25 protein-coding genes and 1 tRNA gene are annotated in these 22,818 nt (G+C 53.1%); 11 read left to right on the forward strand and 15 right to left on the reverse strand.

The features are described 5' to 3' along the window. Positions 1 to 261 precede the first annotated feature (261 nt). Both HVA01_RS02590 and HVA01_RS02595 read left to right on the forward strand, forming a co-directional pair. Entirely contained in the window at positions 262 to 636 is a 375-nt protein-coding gene (locus tag HVA01_RS02590; protein ID WP_146872975.1) for a histone-like nucleoid-structuring protein, MvaT/MvaU family, read from the forward strand. A 1,076-nt stretch (positions 637 to 1,712) separates the two neighbouring features. Next, positions 1,713 to 2,063, forward strand: coding sequence for a hypothetical protein (locus HVA01_RS02595; protein WP_146872976.1), 351 nt, complete (start codon positions 1,713 to 1,715; stop codon positions 2,061 to 2,063). Positions 2,064 to 2,090: 27 nt separating this feature from the next. On the opposite strand, the gene HVA01_RS02600 is transcribed toward HVA01_RS02595, so the two are convergent. The 6 genes from HVA01_RS02600 to pilB are packed head-to-tail and all read right to left on the reverse strand — an operon-like array spanning position 2,091 to position 7,776. Beyond that, positions 2,091 to 2,978, reverse strand: a complete 888-nt coding sequence (locus HVA01_RS02600; RefSeq protein WP_146872977.1) for a DNA replication terminus site-binding protein — start codon at positions 2,976 to 2,978, stop codon at positions 2,091 to 2,093. An 18-nt stretch (positions 2,979 to 2,996) separates the two neighbouring features. Further along, positions 2,997 to 3,230, reverse strand: coding sequence for a DNA gyrase inhibitor YacG (gene yacG, locus HVA01_RS02605; protein ID WP_146872978.1), 234 nt, complete (start codon positions 3,228 to 3,230; stop codon positions 2,997 to 2,999). Between the two features lie 33 nt (positions 3,231 to 3,263). Continuing rightward, entirely contained in the window at positions 3,264 to 3,866 is a 603-nt protein-coding gene (coaE, locus tag HVA01_RS02610; protein ID WP_146872979.1) for a dephospho-CoA kinase, read from the reverse strand. Positions 3,867 to 3,898: 32 nt separating this feature from the next. Beyond that, complete coding sequence (locus tag HVA01_RS02615; protein ID WP_146872980.1) at positions 3,899 to 4,750, reverse strand: prepilin peptidase; 852 nt, start codon at positions 4,748 to 4,750, stop codon at positions 3,899 to 3,901. 32 nt (positions 4,751 to 4,782) lie between these two features. After that, positions 4,783 to 6,015: a type II secretion system F family protein gene (locus HVA01_RS02620; RefSeq protein WP_146872981.1), complete on the reverse strand. Its 1,233-nt coding sequence runs from the start codon at positions 6,013 to 6,015 to the stop codon at positions 4,783 to 4,785. A gap of 3 nt (positions 6,016 to 6,018) precedes the next feature. Beyond that, entirely contained in the window at positions 6,019 to 7,776 is a 1,758-nt protein-coding gene (gene pilB / locus HVA01_RS02625; protein ID WP_146872982.1) for a type IV-A pilus assembly ATPase PilB, read from the reverse strand. Positions 7,777 to 8,014: 238 nt separating this feature from the next. On the opposite strand from pilB, the gene HVA01_RS17745 reads away from it, so the two are divergent. The 4 genes from HVA01_RS17745 to HVA01_RS02645 all read left to right on the forward strand — a co-directional run bounded on the left by HVA01_RS17745 (position 8,015) and on the right by HVA01_RS02645 (position 10,184). Then, entirely contained in the window at positions 8,015 to 8,530 is a 516-nt protein-coding gene (locus HVA01_RS17745; protein ID WP_146872983.1) for a pilin, read from the forward strand. A 107-nt stretch (positions 8,531 to 8,637) separates the two neighbouring features. Next, a complete protein-coding gene (locus tag HVA01_RS02635; RefSeq protein WP_146872984.1) occupies positions 8,638 to 9,066 on the forward strand; it encodes an anti-virulence regulator CigR family protein in 429 nt (142 codons plus the stop codon). A gap of 95 nt (positions 9,067 to 9,161) precedes the next feature. After that, on the forward strand, positions 9,162 to 9,977 hold the full coding sequence (locus HVA01_RS02640; protein WP_146872985.1) for an inositol monophosphatase family protein: 816 nt from the start codon (positions 9,162 to 9,164) through the stop codon (positions 9,975 to 9,977). Between the two features lie 130 nt (positions 9,978 to 10,107). Beyond that, positions 10,108 to 10,184: transfer RNA gene (locus HVA01_RS02645), tRNA-Pro, on the forward strand. 128 nt (positions 10,185 to 10,312) lie between these two features. Here HVA01_RS02645 and HVA01_RS02650 read toward each other — a convergent pair. Genes HVA01_RS02650 through HVA01_RS02665 form a run of 4 tightly spaced genes read right to left on the reverse strand, consistent with a single transcriptional unit; the run spans position 10,313 to position 13,068 of the window. Then, positions 10,313 to 10,816 carry an opioid growth factor receptor-related protein gene (locus tag HVA01_RS02650; protein WP_146872986.1) on the reverse strand — a complete coding sequence of 168 codons (504 nt, stop codon included), beginning with the start codon at positions 10,814 to 10,816 and terminating at the stop codon, positions 10,313 to 10,315. After that, on the reverse strand, positions 10,816 to 11,331 hold the full coding sequence (locus HVA01_RS02655) for a gamma-glutamylcyclotransferase family protein (RefSeq protein ID WP_146872987.1): 516 nt from the start codon (positions 11,329 to 11,331) through the stop codon (positions 10,816 to 10,818). Before HVA01_RS02655 ends, HVA01_RS02650 begins: the two co-directional genes overlap by 1 nt. Before the next feature lie 41 nt (positions 11,332 to 11,372). Continuing rightward, positions 11,373 to 12,407: a helix-turn-helix transcriptional regulator gene (locus tag HVA01_RS02660; RefSeq protein WP_146872988.1), complete on the reverse strand. Its 1,035-nt coding sequence runs from the start codon at positions 12,405 to 12,407 to the stop codon at positions 11,373 to 11,375. 40 nt (positions 12,408 to 12,447) lie between these two features. Next, complete coding sequence (locus tag HVA01_RS02665) at positions 12,448 to 13,068, reverse strand: DUF2201 family putative metallopeptidase (RefSeq protein WP_146872989.1); 621 nt, start codon at positions 13,066 to 13,068, stop codon at positions 12,448 to 12,450. A 277-nt stretch (positions 13,069 to 13,345) separates the two neighbouring features. Between HVA01_RS02665 and HVA01_RS02670 the strand changes: the two genes are divergently transcribed. The 3 genes from HVA01_RS02670 to HVA01_RS02675 are packed head-to-tail and all read left to right on the forward strand — an operon-like array spanning position 13,346 to position 14,606. Then, complete coding sequence (locus HVA01_RS02670; protein WP_246129409.1) at positions 13,346 to 14,008, forward strand: ATP-binding protein; 663 nt, start codon at positions 13,346 to 13,348, stop codon at positions 14,006 to 14,008. Between the two features lie 3 nt (positions 14,009 to 14,011). Next, a complete protein-coding gene (locus HVA01_RS17810; RefSeq protein WP_371860120.1) occupies positions 14,012 to 14,182 on the forward strand; it encodes a Fic family protein in 171 nt (56 codons plus the stop codon). Between the two features lie 55 nt (positions 14,183 to 14,237). Next, positions 14,238 to 14,606, forward strand: a complete 369-nt coding sequence (locus tag HVA01_RS02675) for a hypothetical protein (protein ID WP_246129411.1) — start codon at positions 14,238 to 14,240, stop codon at positions 14,604 to 14,606. A gap of 184 nt (positions 14,607 to 14,790) precedes the next feature. Here the strand turns inward: HVA01_RS02675 and HVA01_RS02680 are convergent, their stop codons facing one another. Then, a complete protein-coding gene (locus tag HVA01_RS02680; protein ID WP_146872990.1) occupies positions 14,791 to 16,908 on the reverse strand; it encodes an AAA family ATPase in 2,118 nt (705 codons plus the stop codon). A 166-nt stretch (positions 16,909 to 17,074) separates the two neighbouring features. Between HVA01_RS02680 and HVA01_RS02685 the strand changes: the two genes are divergently transcribed. Continuing rightward, positions 17,075 to 17,653, forward strand: coding sequence for a CHAT domain-containing protein (locus HVA01_RS02685; RefSeq protein WP_218031527.1), 579 nt, complete (start codon positions 17,075 to 17,077; stop codon positions 17,651 to 17,653). A 357-nt stretch (positions 17,654 to 18,010) separates the two neighbouring features. Here HVA01_RS02685 and HVA01_RS17815 read toward each other — a convergent pair whose 3' ends face one another. The 4 genes from HVA01_RS17815 to idi form a co-directional block, all read right to left on the reverse strand. After that, entirely contained in the window at positions 18,011 to 18,112 is a 102-nt protein-coding gene (locus HVA01_RS17815; protein WP_371860121.1) for a thioredoxin family protein, read from the reverse strand. Positions 18,113 to 18,242: 130 nt separating this feature from the next. After that, positions 18,243 to 19,427 (reverse strand): thiolase family protein, encoded by a 1,185-nt coding sequence (locus HVA01_RS02695; RefSeq protein WP_146872991.1) that lies wholly within the window; start codon positions 19,425 to 19,427, stop codon positions 18,243 to 18,245. 289 nt (positions 19,428 to 19,716) lie between these two features. Beyond that, positions 19,717 to 20,772, reverse strand: coding sequence for a phytoene/squalene synthase family protein (locus HVA01_RS02700; protein WP_146872992.1), 1,056 nt, complete (start codon positions 20,770 to 20,772; stop codon positions 19,717 to 19,719). Between the two features lie 126 nt (positions 20,773 to 20,898). Then, complete coding sequence (gene idi, locus HVA01_RS02705; protein ID WP_146872993.1) at positions 20,899 to 21,465, reverse strand: isopentenyl-diphosphate delta-isomerase; 567 nt, start codon at positions 21,463 to 21,465, stop codon at positions 20,899 to 20,901. A gap of 408 nt (positions 21,466 to 21,873) precedes the next feature. Here idi and HVA01_RS02710 point away from each other — a divergent pair, with 408 nt between their 5' ends. Further along, positions 21,874 to 22,692, forward strand: coding sequence for a DUF2189 domain-containing protein (locus HVA01_RS02710; protein ID WP_146872994.1), 819 nt, complete (start codon positions 21,874 to 21,876; stop codon positions 22,690 to 22,692). Positions 22,693 to 22,818 lie beyond the last annotated feature (126 nt).

The raw sequence follows: 22,818 nt of genomic DNA on the forward strand, positions 1-22,818 counted from the left end.
ATCGTTAAAAAGTGATAATAGCCAATATTGGCTATTGGCTATTGGCTATTGGCTATTGGCTTTTATGAGTTAGGCTATTAAAACAGTGATTGAGTTTAAAAAACGATTAGTAATCGAGTGAAAACCAACTAGACTATTGTCAGTTAGCCTTTTTGCAGTAATAATAGCCCAGCATTCTGAACTAGCGGGTGCCAAGGTTGTCTAGTGGGTACCCGTAACAGTATACCCCGTTCTGTTAGAATCGATGTTAAAGGAACCCCGATGTCATTACTTAACGAATATATCCAAAAAGAGCAGCAGCTAAAGCAGCTTCAGGAAGATCTTCAGCGTTTGGAAGGCGATCAACGTCTTAAAAGCGAGCTAGAGTTCAAAGCTAAGCTTGAAGCACTGATGACTGAGTTCGACAAGCGCCCGAGCGACGTCATTGCTTTGTTGGATCCCGCTGCTGATCAGCGCAGCACCAAAGTCACTGCAAGTGGCAATGCTCGTCGCAAGCGCCGCCTGAAAATTTACAAAAACCCCCATACGGGTGAAGTGATTGAAACGCGTGGCGGGAATCATAAAGGCCTGCGTAGCTGGAAAGACCAGTACGGTGATGAAGCCGTTGAGTCTTGGCTGGTACGCATGGAAGACTAAGTCGTTTAATGGCCGGCATTTCTATCAAGAAATGCCGGTTTTGTACTGCCAAAAGCTCGCTCAGGCGCCAACGTATTATCGCTACCGCAATAGCGGAATCCTCAGTTTCAAATGATTGTCTTTCCGCAAAGCCTGGAGGGCATGGCCGCTAAGGTAGTCATCATCCCGTCTGTGGAGCCTAAAAGTAATAGTGTGCGCTAACGCCTTGGATAGATAGGCTAACGCTTGAAAGCACGTCTTTGCGTAGTAATGAGCGGAAAGATCGACACGCCTCGGTACGGTTAAGCGAGTGGTTTTCACCATTAAGCGCACCGACCTTATCAGCTAGCAAGTCAGGCAGTACAGCGAGGCAAGGCGTAAACGCGCCTGAGACAGGCTAGCTGCCTGTTATGGCTGTAAGAGCTCCCATAGGCCCACTGACGTGCTTATGCGCCTCGTACAGGCGCGTGTCAACCGATAAGGGCGCTGAAAGGCACGTAAAAAAGAAGAGTGTGTTTGGTAGCCGCTGCGCTGTGCGATTTGCGCTATATTGGAAGGGAAAGCGCCAGCAATAAAGCGGCGCGCGCTAGGCGCTTGGGGAAATATAGAATCTTTGACGGTATTGACACCGGACTTGAGAAGCAGAGTATCCTAGGTGATTAGCCAGATATTCAAGGCTGGTCGGTGTATTCTGCAGCCAGATATCAGTTCGTGTCATCGCATTAAACATTGTCTGGCCTCCCGTGAATGATACAGGCCGTATTTTTCTCGCCTGTAAAAGCGCTCTTCTGGTGCTTGTACGTGTTGATAGCCTGGCTGATGGGAAAGAATGATCAGCGTACCCATGAGAGCTAACGCTCTGTTTGAGCTATTTTGAGAATTATTGATGCCGAGCATCAAGGTAAAGCTTTATCGCTGACTGCATGGTAAACGTCCTTATCCCCTTAAGGTGCATAGTGCGGGTGTCTTTATGTTGGTAGGCGGGTGACGAGAGTAAGTTTGCTCGGTAGTTTTACGCCTTTGTGCACAGTTGTTGTTTAAAACGCTACGTTGGCAGTCATATCGACCATTTCAAGCAAGGTGTAAATGAAACGTCAATGAAATATCAAAAGGTTGAAAAGCAGTTAGATGAGCGCGATAAACTGCGTAAATTTCGTGAATTAGATGACGCTTTTTCGCAAGCTCTGCGCCAGTTGGACGACCCTGACAGTGATTTTGATATACCCACAGGGCCGCCGGTAAGATCGCTTGCAGCGTTAGAAAAAGACGATGAAGACGCTCAGCAACATCAGCAGCAACAAGAGCAGGCGCGTGCTTTCAAACAGCGTTTTGACGCCTTGTTGAGCGAATATGGCCTGGGACATGACGACATTGCCGAGCTGGCTGACACATTGCTTACCTATGGGCTATGGCAGCAGGATGTGGTGCCCGGCAGCGAGCGCCCATAACGTCTTTTCTTAGCGCTTGGTAACGCATTATCGGTAACGGTAAATGCGTAAACTAGCCAGAAACACTTCGTCCTCTAGTTTTTCATCGCGGCGTCTAGCACGCGTGCGAGTGGTGGGCGGGTGTAAGGCTGGCAAGTTAATGTGCGGCAGGCGTTGATGGTTAGCAGGCACAAAGATCGGCATGGCCGCATTTAGAGCTCTTCGTGTATGCCCATCGGCGAGCGGTTCGGTATAAAATAAATTGGCTCGCATAAGCGGCGCTTGGGTTTGAACCTGAGCCAGTATTTCCCCACTCGGTAGACTGGCTAGCTTGCGTAGTTGAATACGCACATGCGCCGCATCGGTATCAAGCTGTAAAAGCTTATGTTCTGCTTCTTGCACTGTCAGCCGCTTAATCGAACGCCCGCTGCTATACCAGGCAAAGCGAACGCGTGAGACGGGCGCTTCAGCGATAGGTAGCTGACGCCAACTCTGTTTAAGATGTAGCCTGGCGAGTCCACTGCGGCGTAATACTGCGTCAACATGAGGGTGGCGCTGAGCGAGGCGATGTTTAGCATCATTAAATGCTTGCGGGTACGTCTGTTTTATATGCTTCAACAGCTCACTAAAGCGTGTTTTAGATCGATTAACAGCGTCTATCGCGTTAAGCAGTTCGTCATCAGCCGCTACGATCGCAATATAATTACGCGTTTCACGCCCATCTTGGTCTTGCTGATGCCACATATCAAACAGTGCTTCGCGCAGCCAGTGGCGGCTGGGTGCCGTTTGGTGAAACACCCAGGTAGGAGGACACTGCTGTTCGTATAGCGATACAGCGACCTCAATAGTGTCGAGTAGATCGTCAAACTGTTGATCTAATTGAAGCACCAAGTGGTAGGCCGAGGGGGGAGATGCATCAGAATCAGTCGCAGACATAGTCAGTTATCAATCTCATCAAGAGAGCGGTGCATCCTTATCCGCTTGCGCCAGCAGCGTCTCTATATCGGCTTCATCCATTGCGGATTCCCCCGATATGCGGTGCGATTCTTCGGCCCAGGCGCCTAAGTCGAGCAGCTGACAGCGCTTGCTGCAGAATGGCCGGTAAGTGCTTTCGGGCAGCCATGGCACGCGCTTAGCGCACTGTGGGCAATTAACTTCAAGTGGGGCGTCGTTGGCAGGGCGAGTCATAAAAACTCCAATTGGGTTAACGGGCGCGGTATTTTAGTCGCTAGTCAGTCGGCGGAAGCGTGCGTCCAGCCGCGCCACCTGGTCCATCATACTGACGTGGTCACCGCTGTTATTGATGACGTCATCCGCCTTGGCTAGCCGTTGCTCGCGAGGCAGTTGGGCGGCGAGAATAGCATGCACTTGGCTTTCACTCACCCCATCCCGCTGCCGCGTTCTGGATAACTGTAGTTGTTGAGGAACATCAACAACGACGCTGCGGTCAACAAGCGCATCCTGTCCCGATTCAAATAATAACGGTGATACCAACAGTACATAGGGCGCGCCTTCGGCGTTAAGTCGCTTTAAATGTTGCTGTAAACGTTCCCTAACCTTTGGGTGTGTAATGGATTCCAGCCACTGTCGTTGGGCTGGGTCTTTAAACACGATGTCACGTAACGCGGCGCGATTAAGGGTGCCATCCTGATGAATCACTGGGTCGCCAAAGCGCTGTTTGATGGCTAGCAGGGCTGGCTCCCCTGGAGCGACAATTTCTCTAGCAACGTCGTCGGCGTCGACCCAGGCAGCGCCGAGTGTCTCAAAGGCCCGCGTAACGGTCGATTTACCTGACCCAATGCCACCGGTTAAGCCGATAATCATCGTCTACCTCAAATAGCGAATGTTCGAATAGCTTAAGTGTAAATCATTAGGTTGATATACAGCGCCATCAGCTCATCGCCGACAAGTAACGCCACCCAGCCTGCGAGGGCCAGAAAAGGGCCGAAGGGCAGTGGCGCGCCCCGCAAACGGGGTAAAAAGGCTTGCGCACAGAGGCCAACAATGGCCCCAAGCCCTGCGGAAATCACTAAAATGAGCGGTAAAAAGCTCCATCCCAGCCAGGCCCCCAGCGCAGCGAGCAGCTTGAAATCACCAAAGCCCATGCCCTCTTTGCCGGTAACGAGTTTAAATAGCCAATAAAAACTCCACAGCGTTAAGTAACCGGCCATCGCGCCTATGACCGCGTCAGACAGCATAAACGGCTGGAAGAGGAGCTGGAACAGTAAGCCTGCCCAAAGCAGCGGTAGGGTGATGATGTCGGGTAGCAGTTGGGTGCGAAAATCGATAACGGCGAGCGCTAATAGCATAAGACAGGCGCCGTAAAGAAACGCTGATTCTGCCGTGGCGCCGTGGAGTGCCAATACCACCAAGGCAAGCAAACCACTGACTAACTCGACCAATGGGTATTGAATGCTAATAGCGGTCTGACACGTTGCACAGCGCCCGCGCCGTTTTAGCCAACCTAACAGTGGCAGATTGTCGTGCCAGGCGATGGGCGCTTCACAGCGTGGGCACATGGAGCCGGGAGTGGCCAAATTAAACCGCGGCGAGGGTTCTGCACTCAACTCAAGCGCTGCGCGGGCCTCACTGCGCCAGTGGCGCATCAGCATCACGGGCAGGCGGGTAATCACCACATTGAGAAAGCTGCCCAGACATAGCCCGGCCAGGAAAACGATCAACCACACGAAAAGTGAAGGGAGAGGCATGAAGCTCCTTAACGTTCATAAGCAGAGTTTATTTAAAGGGCTGAGCCTAAATCGAAGATCGGCAAATACATGGAAACAACAACGCCACCCACCAGAACACCCAGCACGACAATAATCACTGGCTCCATCAGCGACGTTAGTGCATCGACCTTGTTCTCGACTTCTTCTTCATAATAGTCGGCAACGCGGTTTAGCATGGCGTCCAGCGACCCCGCCTCTTCACCGATACTGACCATTTGAATGGCCAGGGCAGGAAAGCGGTTGGTCATGCGCATTGCAAAGTGCAGCTGCTGCCCGGTCGCGACATCCTGGCGTGTTTGCACCACCGCGCGCTCGTAAACCTTATTACCCGTGGCGCCAGCAGCGGTATCGAGCCCTTCAACGAGTGGCACACCGGCGGCAAAGGTGGTGGCTAAGGTGCGCGAAAACCGGGCGATAGCGGATTTATGTAAAATATCGCCAATGATCGGTAAGTGCAGCAGTAATGCGTGCATCCGGTAGGCGATTTTCGGTGAGCGTCTAATGCTGGCTTTAAGCAAGAAGATGGCGGCGACGCTCGCGCCCAGTGCTGCTAGCCAATAGCGTTGGGCAAGCTCGGATAGATTAACCGTCATCTGTGTTAGCGCAGGCAGCTCAGCGCCAAAACTTTGAAACATGCTTTCAAACTCGGGAACCACTTTAATCAACAGCAGCATGGTCACCGCAATACCAATGGTCATCACGGCGGTGGGGTACCAGAGGGCCTTTTTCACCCGCGCTTTTAGCGATTCAACCTTTTCTTTGTACGTCGCAACGCGATCAAGCATTTGATCCAGCGCACCGGCTTGTTCACCAGCATCCACCAGGTTAATAAACAAGCGATCAAAATGGTTGGGATGACGGCGTAAGGCATCTGAAAAACTGGCGCCCGATGAAACATCGCTCATCATATGCTGAACCAACGCCACCATGGCGGGTTTTTTCAAGCTTTCAGCCACGACTTGAAGCGCTTGCAGCAGGGGAATGCCCGCGCGAATCATGGTCGCCATCTGGCGTGCAAACACCATAATGTCATTGGCGTTGATACGCCCATGACCGCCTAACCCGCCTTTTTTGCTGATACGCCGAATCACAATATTTTGTTTGGTCAGCTCAGCGGCTATTTCGGCTTTACTTCGCCCAATCATCTCGCCGCTTAGCGTTCTATCCTGCGGACCCTTACCGACCCATTTCCAGCGCGATAGTTTGATAGCGGGCGTTGGGCGTCGACGTGCCGTTTTAGCCATGCCTTACTCCTTGCTTACTCGATTAATCTCTTCAAGGCTGGTAACGCCCTGCATGACTTTTAGCAAGCCGCTGCGGTGCAGGCTTGGATAACCCTCGCGCCGCGCCTGGTGGTCAATGTCCAGGGCATTCGCGTCGCGCATAATTAATTGACGCATGGCTTCCGTGACGGGCACGACCTCATAGATGCCGATGCGACCTTTATAGCCATGGGTACAGTGTTTGCAGCCCACAGGTCTGTAAATAGCCGCTTGGCCAATTTCTTGGTTGTTAAAGCCTTCTTTGCGCAGTGCTTCATGGGGGATCTCGACCGGTTCTTTGCAGTGTTTACAAAGCTTGCGGGCTAGTCGCTGCGCTATGATCAAGCTAACGGCGCTGGCGATGTTAAACGAGGACACGCCCATGTTCGCCAACCGGGTAAGCGTTTCAGCTGCCGAGTTAGTGTGCACTGTGGAGAGTACCAAGTGCCCCGTCTGGGCCGCCTTGACGGCAATTTCAGCCGTCTCCAGGTCGCGGATTTCCCCGACCATCACCACGTCGGGGTCTTGGCGCAGAAAGGCTCGCAGCGCACTGGCAAAATCGAGGCCGATTTTAGGCAGCACGTTGACCTGGTTAATGCCAGCTACTTTGATTTCAACCGGGTCTTCCGCCGTGCAAATATTGCGCTCGACTTTATTGAGAATATTAATCCCGGTATACAGCGAAACGGTTTTACCGCTACCCGTTGGGCCGGTCACCAGGATCATGCCTTGGGGCTGTTTTAACGCGTGCTCGTAGTGGTCGCGCTGCTCATCGGTAAAGCCCAATTGCTCAATACCCAACTGAGCAGCGCTGGGGTCCAATATCCGCAGGACCAGCTTTTCCCCGTATACCGTAGGCAACGAGTTAACCCGAAAATCCAGCGAGCGGGTGCGTGAAAGCTTAAGCTTGATGGCGCCATCCTGTGGCAAGCGGCGCTCCGAAATATCCAGGCGCGCCATGATTTTCAGGCGCGCCGCAATACGATTGCGCATCGCAAAGGGCGGTCTGGCGACTTCAATCAGCATGCCGTCAACCCGAAAACGCACTCGGTAGAGCGTTTCATAAGGCTCGAAATGAATATCGGACGCGCCTTTGCGAATCGCGTCTAAAAGAATCTTGTTTACAAACTTTACGATGGGTGCGTCCTCGCTATTCTGCGAGGATTCATCCAGCGGCACCTCGTTGCCATCGCTGTGATTGGCAACATTCAACGAGCTAACGGCGTCGTCGATATTGTCTAGCTCATCCAGCAGGCCGCGTTCGTTTTGAGCAAGGTAGCTGTTAAGGGCAACAGAGATTTGATCAACGGGGGCGAGAATGCCCTCAACGCTAAGGCCCGTGGCGAACTGCAGCTCATCCAGCTGCGTTAACGTAGCCGGGTAGGGCACCGCGACCGTCAGGCGATGGCCGTGGCGTGCTAACGGCAGAATATTAAGGTTTTGGAGCACCTTGATAGGGTAGTCGGAAGCAGGCGGTAGCGTTGCCAGGCGCAGTGCCTCTAAATCAATCACCGGCAGGCCATACTCCCAACCAGCGGCAACCGTGGCCGCCATCGTGTCGACCAAACCACTTTCAATGACATGCTGAAGTAACGATATTTCCAGATCCGACGCCGTCGTTTCAGCCGTCGCGGCCTGGGCGTTCGTCAACAACCCATGCTTGACCAAGCGCTGGGCAATACCGCGAAGCCCGCCGCGGGCCGCGGCGTGGCTTAACGTTGACTCATAAGGGGGCTGGCTCATCCAAAAGACCTGTTTGACATCGGCTTGTACAGTCTACCAGTACCATAAACGAGTACCTACAGGCATTAAATTGCTGGTCATGAAAAGCCGAAAAAAGGTAAAGATAAATAAACCGATAGCATGAAGGTATCTGGTTGTAAATAAATGGCCCGTCAGCTAATGTGGAGTCACTTTTTTAATCCTTTTTAAGGAAGTATATTTCTTACAAAGGCTTACTTAATCCCACAGGAGATGCCTCATGCAGAAATCTGCACAACCGGCCACTCGTAGCACCAAGCAAGGCGGTTTCACCCTGATTGAGCTGATGATCGTCGTTGCGATTATCGGGGTGTTGGCGTCCATCGCCGTACCGCAGTATCAGAATTATGTAGGGCGCGCGCAGGCGACAGAAGCTTTTACTGCTACAGCTGGTTTACGAACTGATATAGGCTTATATTTTTCTGAGAACGGCAACTTTATAGGATACAAAAATGTTGGGGATGATTCTTCTTACATTACTGAAACAGCAGGTGACATTGGTGGTCAGTATATAGATGATGTGACTCTAGATGGTGCAGCTAGCGGTGGGTACACCGTAGCATTTGATAATGGTGTTCATAGTGGTGCTTCGATGGTGGTCCAGCCACTTATCATCGAAGACAATGGCGCTGAAGAAGTTGCCGACTCTGATACTGACGGTGGGCAAATCGCAGGGTGGCGTTGTTCTAGCGAAGACATTGACGACACCTTCCTTCCTTCAGCTTGTCGTGAATAACAGTTATCAATTTTACTCAAGGGCCCTTCGGGCCCTTTTTCATTTCCACACTTCCTGCTTATTAAGCCAGTACACTGTTAGCTCTGACCTTAAGCGAGGAGCTTACAGTGAATCCTATCAAACTGATTGTCATAAGCGCGCTTGGCGCATTGCTGCTTAATAGCGCTGCCTTCGCCCAGCCTGATCATGCCCCTGCCCACAGTGCCCGTGATAAGGGCCAGCCGCATGAATCTCACTGGCCTGGAAATTCACGCGATGAGCGGGTTGATCTGCCACGTATCAACGAGCGTGAACTACGCCAGCTATTTCGCCAGTACGATGCGCCGCGAGCCGAATCGCTACCGCCGGGTATTCAGCGCAACCTTGAGCGTGGCAAACCGCTGCCGCCAGGCATTGCCAAACGCTTTGACGGTCCAATTGCATCGCAGCTGCCGCAGTACCCCGGTTATGAGTGGGAGCGTGTTGGCGATGACGTTGTTCTAATCGAAGCGGCAACGCGCATTGTGGTGGATGTGTTGGTCGACGTTTTGCGTTAACCGCCATTACCCAAACACTATGTGACTCGAAAATCACATCTTGTCGGCTTATGGTGGAGGTATCTATTGATACATCGTTCTAAAAGGGAGATTCAATGAGCGACCACACATTAGCTGCGCGTCTTGATCTGGCTATTTCAATCGCTGAAGAAGCGGGGCGGATGATCACCAAGGCCCGGGAAGAGCAGGGCTTTGCCCACCACCTAAAGAAAGATAATGAGCTGGTCACCGATGTCGATATAGCCGTTGACGAGCTTATTCGTCAGCGTTTGGAAGAGCACTTCCCCGGTGAAGCGCGGTTGAGTGAGGAACTCGCGCCTGAAAGCGCTTTGCAGGTCGACGCGCCACGGCTCTGGGTCGTCGATCCTATCGATGGAACGGTCAATTTCGCCCAAGGGCTACGCCATGTCGCGGTTTCCATTGGCTGGATGGAAAACGGCGTCGCCAAAGTGGGTGTGGTTCATGCCCCATTCCTAGCGGAAACCTTTAGTGCGGCGGAAGGGCTTGGGGCTTTTTGCAATGGCCAGCCTATCAAGCCAAGCAACGCGGATTCGTTAGCGCACACGCTGGTGGGAACGGGGTTTCCCTACCGTAAAGAAGCGCGAAAGGTGCTGCTCAAGCGATTAGAGGCCGTGCTGGATCACTGCCAGGATATTCGTCGTAACGGTGCCGCGGCACTGGATATTTGCGATATTGCCTGCGGCCGTTTAGACGCCTACTACGAAACGGTTTCACCGTGGGACTTTGTGGGCGGCTGGGTGATTGCCCGCGAAGCGGGCGCCAGGGTCGGGCACTTGTACGAAGTACCGCAAGCGATACCAGTGGACCTTTACCCTGAGCATTTATTAATAGCGGCACCCGGCGTTTACGCTGCGATGGAAGAACTGCTGCTTGCGGCAGATCAAAAATAGTCAATGCCCGCGCGAATCAGAGCGATGCGTGTCACTTGAAAAGAAAGCCCTATAAGGGCTTTCTATTTAGCCAAGAAAACGCTAGTATACGCACCGTCTTGAGGCAAAGTTGTACTGCCAATAAAGGCAACGGAGCGTGGCGCAGCTTGGTAGCGCGTTGCAATGGGGTTGCAAAGGTCGCAGGTTCGAATCCTGTCGCTCCGACCAAAACATAAGTAAAAACGGCCACTTAGCTAATTGCTACAGTGGCCGTTTTTGTTTGAAAGTTTAGCGCGCTTTAATAGTCAGGTGGCTCTCGACTGGATCGCTGCTGGTATCGATCAGTTGAGACTGCTTTAAATTGCGTCCCGCCAAAACTGCACCGACGTTTCCGACACTATGCCGTGCTGCGTACCAATATCAATCACGGCCTGCTGGAAAGCATGGGCAAGCTCTGGCTGATGACACAAGTATAGCGAACGGATCATACGTGTGATGCGCAGATGGTTATGGCCGCCTGTTTTCAGCCAAATATGCGTCTGGATCAAGAGGTCGCGCTGTGCTGTGAAGGTATGGTCTTCGCATTTCAGCCCAAAAAAATCTAACATCACGCCAAGCGAGTGCTGCTGGCGCTGGCGTAATAAAGCGTCTTTCTCAAACGCCGCTTGCACGTCGGTGGTCAGTAACGGCGCAAAGCCGTTGAAGCGGCCTGCTTCCGGGATAGGAAACAACCACTGGATATAGTCGTGGGTGTGCTCCAGCCAAAAAGAGGGGAGTGCCCAGATATCTTCAAGTCGACGTCCCTTATGATCGTGGCCTTCCCCGCGATAAAATGTGATTAAACGTTCGTCATTGCCCATTACGCTCCTCGCACTAACGATTCATCCTGCCCATGTAGCACCATTTCGCGTGCGTGGCGTTCAGGGTCTGGGTCAATTTGAGCTTCGATTCGTTCTATTGCGCGGATATAAGCGGCGGGTAATCCATGCTCTCGCGCGCCCGCTAAAACGTGATGCTTGTACCACGTATACGGGCGCATGCCGATGGATGTGATTTTGCCAACATACGCCTGAACTTCAAATTGCCCTTCACCAGCCAGGTCCGTTACCGTCAGCCAGTTTTCATCGTAGGCAACATCGAGTCCCTCGTAACGATCCAGTGTCAGCTTATGGTGCGAAGCGACTTCCCAGATAACTCCGTAGACAGCCGACTGATCGGATGCCGGTACAATATCGCACTTGCCGGAGTCGTCACCGCCCTGCTGATGAAAGGCCAGGCGATACGCGGGTAGAAGGGCGGTGGTCACAAAGCGCGCTGGAATCCGTGCGGCTAAGCGCTGGGTAGACATATTTGAGCCATAAGCAAAACAGAGCACCGTTATCTCCTTTAAGTAGGTTAGCTTCCATTGGCATGTCGTTAAGCGGTCTCGTGCGCGACCGGTGTGTTTTGGTAATGCGCGAGTACCTGCTCTGCATTCGCCTTCAACGTTTCTCGCCATGCCGCGGGGGCCAGGACGTTGACATTGGCACCCATGGCCATCAGCCACCACAGCGTTTGTTGATCATCGGGCACCTCGGCTTCTAGCTGTTGCCAGTTGCTGTCGGGCAGTGGTATCAACCGCTGATTTTCAGATAGTGGCGTCTCACTGAGCAGCCACGCGACTTGTGGTGCTACGTGGGCGAAAAGTGTGACGGGGGCTTTGCCTTGCAGGTAGCCAAACGCTCCACCTGCTATGTAATTATCCAGGTCAAAACCGTGCAAAGGTCGCCAGGTCGCTTCACTTAGCGTGGCTGTTTCGATGCGGTGCATGGCGAACTGACGAATATCGTCATAGTCGTCCACTGTCGCCAGCAAATACGTCACACTGTGACGGCTGACCAGTCCTTGCGGATGAAGGGTGAAGTGCTTTTCCGTTTTGGCTGCGCGCGACAAGTACACGACATCCACCGGTTTCTGCTCCAGCAGGGCTTGCGAGACGATCTGCCACGTCATTTCATTCAGCGCCGCAGGAATTAGCGCCTTGCCATTAGGAATGGCGCGGACCTTCCGTGCCCATTGGCTCAAGCCGTTGGAACTCATCTCATCAAGCAGCCGCCTCGCATCAGAAAAGTGCGGTGATAACTGCCCAACGACCACTGGGGGCAATAATCCTTTTAAATACTCTTCGGCCAGTACCAGCGTTAGCGCACTTGGTACATCCAGTGAGGGCAGATGACACTGAAAGTCACGATCGAAATACCAACGGTAAGGCTTCTGGCTATCGTCGCAGCCTATGGGAAATTGCGTAGACAGTTTTTGGCTTAGATCGCGTTGTAACGACCGCGTATCAATATGAAAGCCGCGTTCAGCGAGTTTTTCTTTCAACACGGGGGTCGATATTCGCCCAGGGTAGCGGGGAATGAGCTGAAGTAAGGTCAAGTAGCGAAAGAGCGTATCGCGGGTATCGGACATAGTGACGCTAACCCTGGCTATAGGAATAAAAGCATTAAGTTTATCGTGCCTCACAAAACTTAGCGACCCTCTCGGGCAGTGCATCTGGCTCCCGGGCGATCAAATGAGCTCGGTGTCGCCATCGCGCCGTCATGCGTTGATCGGGAACAGCGTCGGGAAGATGCCACCATAGTGCGGCAGGGTGTATGTCTGCGGCAACCTCCAGTGAGGTGTCAGGGTGTCCTTCAAGCCAGCGATACACATCTATAGCGCTGCGGCCAACGCAAACGGGGAATAGCAGCGCATTCAAAGTCAGCGGTACGCCAAGGGCCAACAACAACGCATTGACTTCATGGTCACATGCTAAATGCCAACGATGCTGACCAGCTACTAGCGGGGCGGTTAAATGGCCAGCCACGCAATGCCAGATGAGGTGGGCATGCAAAAAGCGACGTGACTCATCGGAGAGTGTGGCGCTATACCGTGGGCAGAAGTAGAGGTGCCGACCATCGGTGCTCGCCGTCGCTATTTGCTGATGCAGCATAGGGGTCAAGGTTAAAAACTCGCTAAGCATCTCCATGACGGGGAGGGTTTCTGCCCAATAGGCGCGATCCGCCTGCCACTTCGCCAATTCGCGCTGTGCATCCGCGGTTACTGAAGATGAACGTACCAACATATCCATAGCGTGCCTTCCCTGAAGGGTGAGGTGACATAAGCTACGGTAGGGGTGCGACAACGTAAGCCGCATAAAAATGAGGTATACCTATGACTGCTCCGTTAACCACGCTTGAATAAGGTGCTGAGCTTCTTTAGACAGCTTGGTATTAAGTCTTCCGCTTGCCTGATTCAGCGTCCATCGTTGGCTCTGGGGAAAACAACCGCTTGATGACAATAAGTTGCGAACATTACGACTACTGGTGCCGTATCAAGGCCGTTGAGTACCCAGCGTTGGTGGGATTTTGCTTTTTGGCCGCGAGCGCCAGTGGCATTTTGAAGATGCCTGGATTCAGTGCGGGCGTTTTCGCGGCACCGATAAGTTCGAGATTTTTGATCAGACAGATATCTACGCGCCGCTACCTCAAGCGTTTGATGTCATTGAGCTATTTCTCAAAAAACACGCCTTTAAGCAAGCAGAGTTTGGCGCCATGCGCCGCCGCGATGTGTGGAGCATTCCACTGACCATACTGCGCGAAGCCATTATCAACGTCTTGGTACACAGCGACTACTCCCAGCGCGGCAGCCCCATACGCATAGCGTTTTTTGACGACCGCATCGAGATTGAAAGCCCAGGCCTACTGATGCCCGGCATGACCGTTGAAGACATGAGGCGCGGCGTTTCCATGATTCGCAACCCAGTGATTGCCCGCGTGTTTCGTGAGTTAGGGCTGGTAGAGCAGTGGGGCAGCGGTGTGAAGCGTACTTTCGCGGAAGCCCACGCCCAAGGGCTGCCAGAGCCTCATATTGAAAAAATTGCCAATCGCGTGCGTTTGAGTATCCGGCTAGCAGCGCCGGTTCCGATAGAAAATCCAACATTAGTGACCCAATCTGAGAATATAGAAACACTGCTCCCGCTGCTGAAAATATTAAGCGATGGCCCGCTATCATCAGGCGGGCTAAGCTAACTCTTGCATCTCAAGCATCGCGCTCATTTCCGCCAACATTATCTAACGCCTGCCCTTCAGGCTGAGTTCATCGAAATGACGCTGCCCGAAACGCCCAATAGCCGCCTTCAGCAATACCGCTTACCCCCTAAAGGGCAGCGCTTTTTGCAAGACACTTTCAAGGATCTAACATGAACACCGCCAACATCAAAAATACGCCCCCAAAGCCCTCTCCCGCTTTATCAACACCATGACGCGTCAGGCGGCCCGTGTTGGCATTAGCCTCAATAGTAAAGGTAGCGCAGTCATTGCCCCCATCGGCCTTTGGCGTATCACTTGGATGGAAGCCTGGGATCAGGACTTTGTCGATTTGATTGAGCCGGGTCACTTTAGGTTCGATGACAACGGCCTTGGCTATTTTATCTTCGGTGCTGTCGAAGGCCAGCTTGACTACCGCCTTTCAGGAGACGGCAAGCGTATCGATTTCTCCTGGTCGGGCAACGATGAGGGCGATGAAAAATCTGGCCGTGGCTGGTTTAAGTTTTCATCCTCGCGTATCGCCAAAGGGTGCTTTTTCATTCACTGTGGGGATGAATCAGCGGTGGAAATAAAGCTTTAAACATAATGGACTGCAGCATGGCAAAGGGTAAGGTAGTGTAAAATGGTCAAAGCACTGGGAGTGGATTAAGATTAAGCATCTGGTTATCAGGTGAAGGGTAGCGCTAAGGTTAATCTAATTCGTTTAGATTTCTCCTCTCTTGATGCGTAGTGTATCTCTTGCACGTTTTTGTTCGGTCCTTAGCTCAAATAAAGCCGATGGAGTGACGATTACCGTGCTGCTCACGTTCTTCCAGGGCAAGGGCGTCCAGTAGCTTATTCAGGCGAATGGGTAGCCCACGTAAATCCAGTTGATCTAGTGCTGTGCGAACGTTCCCAGGTGTCACGCGACGCTGCGCTAAGTGGCCCATTGGAATTGTGGCTAACCGGGCGTGGTCGCGTTCAGGCAGCACTGCTTGAAGCAAATCACGTAACGGCTCGGGTGCTAGTGGCAAAAACTCCACCTTGAGATCAAAGCGGCGGATGACGGCTCGGTCCAGGCTATCCACGCGGTTGGTGGTGGCCAGCAAAATGCCGTCAAAATTCTCAATCTGTACCAAAAGCTCATTGGTGTGAGATATTTCCCAGCTCTGCATACTGTTGTCGCGCTGCATAAGCAGGGTATCGACTTCATCCAGCAGCAGTACGGCGCCTTTTTTACGCGCCTGGGCAAATAGCGCAGCCAACTTCTCTTCTGTGCCGCCCACGTATTTGTCCAGCAGGCTGCTGGCATGGGCAGTGATCAGTTCGCGGCCCAAAATGTTGGCTAAGTGTTGCGCCATCGCGGTCTTTCCGCTGCCGGGTAGCCCATGCAAGCACAAGCGGCCACGTTGACGACGGGCCAGGCGCTGCACAATGTTCTCAAGCCCTGGTCGCGTATTCAGCCATTCCATACGGTACTCAGGCATGGTGGGCACTTTGGTGAATGTCTTATCGGGCTGATGGCGGGAAAGCGAGTTTCCTAACGCATGCAGGCGGTGTGTCATAAGGGTGTCGATATGTTGCTCATTACGCTTTGGGGTGCGTGGGTTGAATAGGCGCCCTAAACGGCATAGCTGATCAGCGGCAGCGGGGGTCATCCAGGGTTGCAGCGCTAGCTGCTGGCGCCCTTGAGGCGTTACCGGTAGCTCGTTGAGCAACTGGCAATAGTGGGCTTTGGCCTGCTCGCCGTGCTGGGGTTTCATCTCGATGATCATGTCGAAACGGCGTAGATAAGCGGGATCAAGCCAGTGCACGCTGTTGCTTACCCAAAGGCCAGGCTTTGGATTGTTCTCCAGCAGTTGGTTCATCCAGCCCTTGGGCAGGGCTTCGTCGTCGTTGATGACATCCTCGATCTCATCGAACATGATCAGCCCTGGGCGCTGATCAATAAGCTTTTGCACCACTTGATAGCGACCTAAACGCTTGCTCGGCGTGAGTGCCTCATCGTTATTGTCTACCACCGGTACGCCGTAAAGTGGCACACCTAACAGCGACGCTAACGTTTTAACCAGCTCAGTCTTACCCACGCCGGGTTCGCCATAGATCAACACGTTAGCACCCGCTTGCTGGTTATTGAGCGCCTGACGTAAATAATCAACGGCCAATTGGCGCAGTGGAACAGCGTCAAAGCTTGCCAGTGAAAATGCCCCCACGGGCTGGGTGGGGCAAAGGCTCATCAGGCGCTCGGTGATGAAATCCCGCAGTGCGCTGGAGGAGAGTGTCATAACATCTTGGTTGACCAGGGGTGCTAGGCTGAGCAGCATGTGGCCTGCTGTTAGGCTGTCATCCAGGTCTAAAGAGCGTAAGTTACGTTGGTTGGATAGTAGCCCCAACATCATTAGGCGACCGTGATCCTGTAAGCAGAGATGGACCTCATCGCTGCTGTGACCGGTCAGTTGTGCCAGCAGTTTTTTTGTACGCGTGTCTTCCACACACACAAGCACCGGGTTCATTTGCGGGTAACGCAGTCGCAGCCAGGTGAGCATTAGCAAGCGAGTTTCTAGCACACTGAGCTGCAGCAGAACTGCGATATGATCGCATAGGGTGGTGAGCGTGTTGTGTATCGTGGTCGTTGTATCCAGCGCAGCCGTGGTGCGCTTCCACCAACGTTTAAGGGCAGGGGAGTAATCACCGTATCGGTAACTTCCTTCGATGTCTTTGGGCACTTTAATGCCTAGCCAACTAAAGAGGCTCTGCCAGTCCATGTCATCCAACCCGCAATCCTTGCCCTGAAACATCACCGTTCGTACTGTGATCAATTGCGCCAGAAGGCGCTCCTGCGGATCGTTGATCTCATCAGCTGCGGATGCCGCATTCACACCTAAGATGTTTTCCCACTGCATGGCCGACTCCTTAGTTGCTCACTCGTTTCATTATAACGCCCTAGTGCGTCGTTCTGTGTCGCATAGTGGGGAGGCTGAGCAAGTTAGCGTGATAAAGCTGGAAGTGGCAAGCGAGATAGTGGATGCTAGATCACTACTTATAACTAGCTAAAGTATGGAAACGAACATGGTGGAAGTGGTTATCATTGAATCGAGAAGCGCCAGCGACATTTTTGATGGGCGTAGCGAAGGGGAGTCTTTGCAGCATGTGTTAAAGCTAGAAAACGTCCGCGCTAAACTCTTCAACGTATGCAATCGAAAGCAGCTACAAAAAGCATTGGACTATGCCGCTAAGGATAGCGTTACTTATGTTCATTTTAGTGGGCACGGTTCAGACGATGGTTTCACGCTTACATCGTATGATTTTGGCGACGAAGATGATGGCTTTGTGAGTTGGCAAGATTTCGATGATATGGCTTGGCCTAAGCTCAAAGGGAAGTGCCTCTGTTTTTCAAGCTGCAATATCGGGAAGGGAGTTGAAGCAGTTTTTGACTTTCATAAGTCGTTCTGTAATGCGATTGTGGCCCCGACAAGAGAAATTACCTGGGGGGAAGGCTTAGTGGCATTTAGTGCTTTTTACTATCGAGCGCTGGAGGAAGATACCTCCACTAAAAGAGATGTCAGCGTAATGAATCACATTGTCGGTGCTGGCACTTTTAAGCTTATCGCGGCAAATCACCGCAATGCAACTTTTGCGATAGGTTGAAAAAGAACGATGAGGGGGCTAATTATTCTATGTTTAGTTGAAAAGATTGCGGCGGATGAGTGTAATGGTCAACTAATGCTGGATAGTAATTTAAGGTTTTCTCCGCCGCAACGTGAGCGATGCCGCCGTTGGACGGTGACGAATGCTCCCAACCTGCTGTGCTATCAACCTGGCTAAACGTACTGCTATGTTAATACCGATATGAATTTACTCGCTTAGGCCATGAGCGCGCTGGCAGAGGTATATTATATAGCCGAACATCATGAAGACCTCTTCCCGACGCAGATCTGTCTCAAGATAGGCCATGGGGTAGCGGCCCTTGCGAAATGCCAAGTGCTGGTCGTGATAGGCAGACTGTCAGATATGATTGGTGCCCATCTCACTTGCCACTGCTTGCATCTCCTCGGCGGTGGTTACGCACTTCTTGCAGCCGGTACCCAGGACCTCGATCTTCTTCATGGTGTGTCGCCTTTATGATAAAAATCTGCTGAACAGCCAGAGGCTCAGCAGATTGATCAGCCAGCCCACGACCATTAGAGTCAGTGTTGGCGCTGTGTCGGGCGCGGTGTATCCGCGCCTGATGCCATGGTTACAGAGTCTCCAGTGCCAGGGCGATACCCTGGCCGCCGCCGATGCATAGGGTCACGATACCGCGCCGTTCGCCATTGCGCTGCATGGCGTGCAGTAGGCGGGTGGTTAGCACCGCCCCGCTGGCGCCGATGGGGTGGCCGTGGGCGATGGCACCGCCCTCGACATTGACGATATCCTCGGGAAAGCCCAGCTCGCGCTGGCAGACAAGGGCAATGGCGGCAAAGGCTTCATTGATCTCGACCCGTTCCACATCGCCTACTTCCCAGCCGGCACGCTGGAGGGCCTGTTTGACCGCTGGTACCGGGCCAATGCCAAAGAAGCCAGGCTCCACAGCGCCCACCCCAAACGATACCAGACGCGCCATGGGTGCAAGGCCTTGCTTTTCGGCCCAACCACGCTCGGCGACGACCATCGCCGCCGCGCCGCTGTTAAGTCCGGGGGCATTGCCCGCGGTGATGGTGCCCTCCTTGCGGAAAGCGGGTTTCATCTTGCTGAGCGATTCAAGCGAGGCATCGCTGCGGTTGTGCTCGTCGCGGACGAATTCCACGGTTTCCTTGCGCCCCTTGACCTCTACCGGAGTGATCTCGTCGTCGAACTTGCCGGCTTCCTGAGCCTTGGAGAAGCGCTGTTGGGAGCGCAACGCCCACTCGTCCTGATCTTCTCGAGAGAGGTCATAGCGGCTCACCAAATCTTCGGTATGCCAGCCGGAGTGCTTGCCGCTGAAGGCATCGTTCAGGCCGTCGAGCAACATGCTGTCGTGCATGGTTACATCGCCCATGCGCGCACCCCAGCGACCCTGGGGAAGCACGTAGGGGGCACGGTCCATGTTTTCCATGCCACCGGCGATGGCGAAGTCTGCCATGCCACTCCAGATCTCCATGGCGGCGCTGGCCACGGCCTGAGCACCGGAGCCGCAGACACGGTTGATTGTCAGTGCCGGTACTTCCACAGGCAGTCCGCCGCCGATACCGGCCTGGCGCGCCGAATTCATCTTGCAGCCAGCCTGGATCACGTGTCCCATGACCAATGACTGGACCCTGTCGGCGGCGAGGCCGGATCGCGACAGGGTTTCCTGGATGACTCTGGCGCCGAGTTCCGTGGCAGGCGTGCCCTTGAGGCTCCCGCCATAGGTGCCGATGGCGGTGCGAACGGGCTGGCAAATGACGACGTCACGAGATGACATGGAAGTACTCCTGATGTTGAGCGTGTCAGCGACCGGTAGGCCGCAGCGAAACTATCAGTTCAATCTGGTTTGAGCGTAGTTCCTGTATGGCGATTCTGCCCAGCGGCTGAGTGCCCGCTGCGAACGAGGCCCTGGTAGGCCATCATCTTATCGAAGTGTTTTATAACCGGAAATGACTGCACGCCAGCAACGGCTATATGAGTCCAAGGGACTATGAGTCGGCATTGCTGGCAACTGCTTAACAAGCTGTTCAGAAAACTGTTGCCAGATTAGAGCGGCGAGGCGGCGTTCATCCATAGCCTCTTGCGGCTAGTAGGGGGCCGATTTGGTGTGCCTGAGCATCGGGTAGCTGATGGCAGCCCAGCTTGAAAGCGCCGCGCAACAGTTTATTGCTGCCTGCTGAGAGGTTACACGTGGCGACGATCATGCGGAGGCGTCGGCGCGATATCTTGACTTGCTCACCAGCGGTATAGTCCAGCTTGCCGATTATATTGCGCAGCGTGGCAAGCGCCATGCCGATTGACCAGCTGCAGAAACGCCGAATGCCAACCTCGGAGGCTGGAATCAGCAGCGTATAATCGCGCGCGCATTGCAAATGATGGTGGGCGACGGCCACCAGAAAGCGTATACCCTCTTGGTAGCCTGGGTGGTGCTGCCAGTCGTCTGCCTGGACTAAATCGACGCCATGTTCCTCAAAGACGTCGCGCGGTAGCCAGCAAATACCGCGCTGACGGTCGTCCCAGACATCTTTCAAGATGTTAGTCATCTGCAGCCCTTGGCCAAAGGACGTCGATAGACGCTGGAGCTTCTCGCGTTGCGCATAGATGTCTGGATGGGTATCGGCAAACAGGCGGGTTAACATCTCGCCGACGCAGCCAGCCACCACATAACAGTAGTCCCGCAGGCAGCTTCGATCCGGCAGGCCGTGCGGGTTTTTTAAGCGTTCGAAATCAGCCATGCCGGTGCACATGGTGGTGATGCAGTCGCGTAATGCTGATTGCCTTTCGCCGGGTAATTCGCCGAATGCGCGCAATATGCCGGGTGTCTCGGCAACCAGCTCTTGTTCCAGCGGATCTTGCACCAAGCCGGTGCCCAGCAATGCCGCGGAGAACTCGTTAGCGGCGCTAGCATCGTCCAAACCGGCTAGCAGGCGCTGATAGTGTGCGTCTTTGTCGGTGGGCGCCATGCTGGTGCTGTCTTCGACGGTGTCGGCGATACGGCACAACAGGTAGGCATTGGTGATTGCCGGGCGCAAGGCCGTCGGCAACTGTGGAATGGTTAAGGCGAACGACCTAGAGACACCGGGTAGCAGCCGGTTCTGGAGGGCGAGAGAGGCCGGCCGCATGCTAATCAGGTCCTTGGTATACTGAGACGTGACCGATGACAGCCGCCGCTATTAGTAATCTGGTCTTCATTGACTCTCTCCATGCTGACTGCTCGGGGTCACTTTCAGCGGTAACAGGCTCTTGCTTTAAAGAGCTTCTATCTGTGGCCAGAACGCCTTGCGAAGAGAAGGCCATTCAAGCTTGAGCCAAGGGGTGTAACGCTCCGGGTTTACTGCCAGTTCTCTGTCCAATGTATCAGGCGCAATATAACACCAGTCGGCAACCTCGCTTTCATTGACCTCAATGTCGGCATCCGAGCGCACTACATAGACCGAACATAGCTCATGCTCGGAGCCGATATCGCCATAGGCGGCGTGGTAACGGAAGCGGTAGAGGAATTCTGGCTTTGCCGTGATAGACAGTTCCTCTCGCAAGCGACGTTGCGCAGATGCTAAATCGTCTTCCCCCTGACGCGGGTGGCTGCAGCAGCTGTTTGACCAGAAAAGTGGCCATAGCGGTTTGCTTGCGCTGCGCTGTTGTAGGAGCAATTCATTGTGGCGATTAAACACAAAAATAGAGAACGCCCTGTGTAGTTTTCCTTGGCCTTGATGGCACGCCGCTTTAGCGTCGTGCCCCAGCACAACATTATTTTCATCAACTAAAATCAGCGGTTCGTTATCAAAAGAAACAACGTTGTTTAGGCTCTGCGCCATCAATACAACCTCCTCCACTGGCGAATAATTACCTGACACACGGCTGTTGGGGCGTCAGCGTCTGAGCATTTTATGGTGAGTTATTTATGCGGCGTATAATTTTTGTATCACCGCCCAATCATAGCGCCTGAGGTGGCTAAGTAAAGCAACATCTGCCGTTTATGATGACACGCTGTGTCTAGCTGCACCAGTTGGCGAAGCGGTTTGGCAGCCTCAATACGACCCCATCCAGAATAATTAATGGTACTGAAATGGACATTTGTATAGTTTTTGTACCACTATGTGCTGTGCGTATTTGAAAACATCAAACCCATTAAACGGCCCCACAAGAGCAATTGCTTTTCGCCCCAATCAATAGTGCACGCCACGTTAGACCCGGTTGTACGCTATCAACAAAGGAGCTACGTCATGAGTAAGGCGACGACAAAAAAGCCAAGCAGCGCTGAGATGCCCGGTGTCAGCATTAGCGTTAATCGGCTAACGAAGGACAGGCCTAAAGCCTGGTTGGTTGCCGGTATGCAGGACTTCCGGTCCGCGATGGCGGTTAGTTTATCGTATGGCTTATTCTGGGTCGTATTGAGTATTGCCATTACGGTGGCCACGTTCACCTTAGGCTATTGGCATTTGTTGTTGCCAATGGTCGCGGGCTTCATGCTGCTTGGCCCTCTGATCGCTGTTGGTGCTTATGGTATCAGTCAAGCCATCGAACAGGGACGAACACCTAGCCTGGGCGATGCATTCAGCAGTTGGAAACCTTACGCCGGGCAGTTGGCGATGATGGGCGTCATGATGTTGATTTCTTTTCTTGCCTGGATTCGTCTTACAACGCTGTTATTCGCGCTATTTTTTGGCCTTGAAGTACTCAGCCCACAAGCGGTTTATACATCATTGGTGACAACCCCCGAGGGCTTGGGCATGTTGGCAATAGGCACTGTCGCTGGCGGTGTAATGGCGCTTGGAACCTTTGCCATCAGCGTGGTAGCGATTCCCACCATCATGGATCACGACCTAACGTTCATGGAAGGTATTGAGGCCAGTATCCGCTGCGTATCAAGTAATTTTCGCACCATGCTAATTTGGGCGGCAATGCTGACTGGCTGTGCACTGGTGGGTATCGCGACATTGTATCTTGGGCTGGCGTTGATTTTGCCAGTACTGGGGCATGCCAGCTGGCACGCTTATAAAGAGCTAGTCGTCATCAAGCCAGTGGAGAAAATAGCCTCTTAAGCCCAAGAGGTATTGGTGATCTAGGGTAGTGATGAATAGTGCTTTCCGTTAAGCTTCTCAGCAATTTTTACTTACATGCTTTGAGGTTATTGAATGCAAAGCCTTTTAAAGCTGTCTGCACTATCA

It is taken from the genome of Halovibrio variabilis, assembly GCF_007991175.1.
GTDB lineage: Bacteria > Pseudomonadota > Gammaproteobacteria > Pseudomonadales > Halomonadaceae > Vreelandella > Vreelandella variabilis.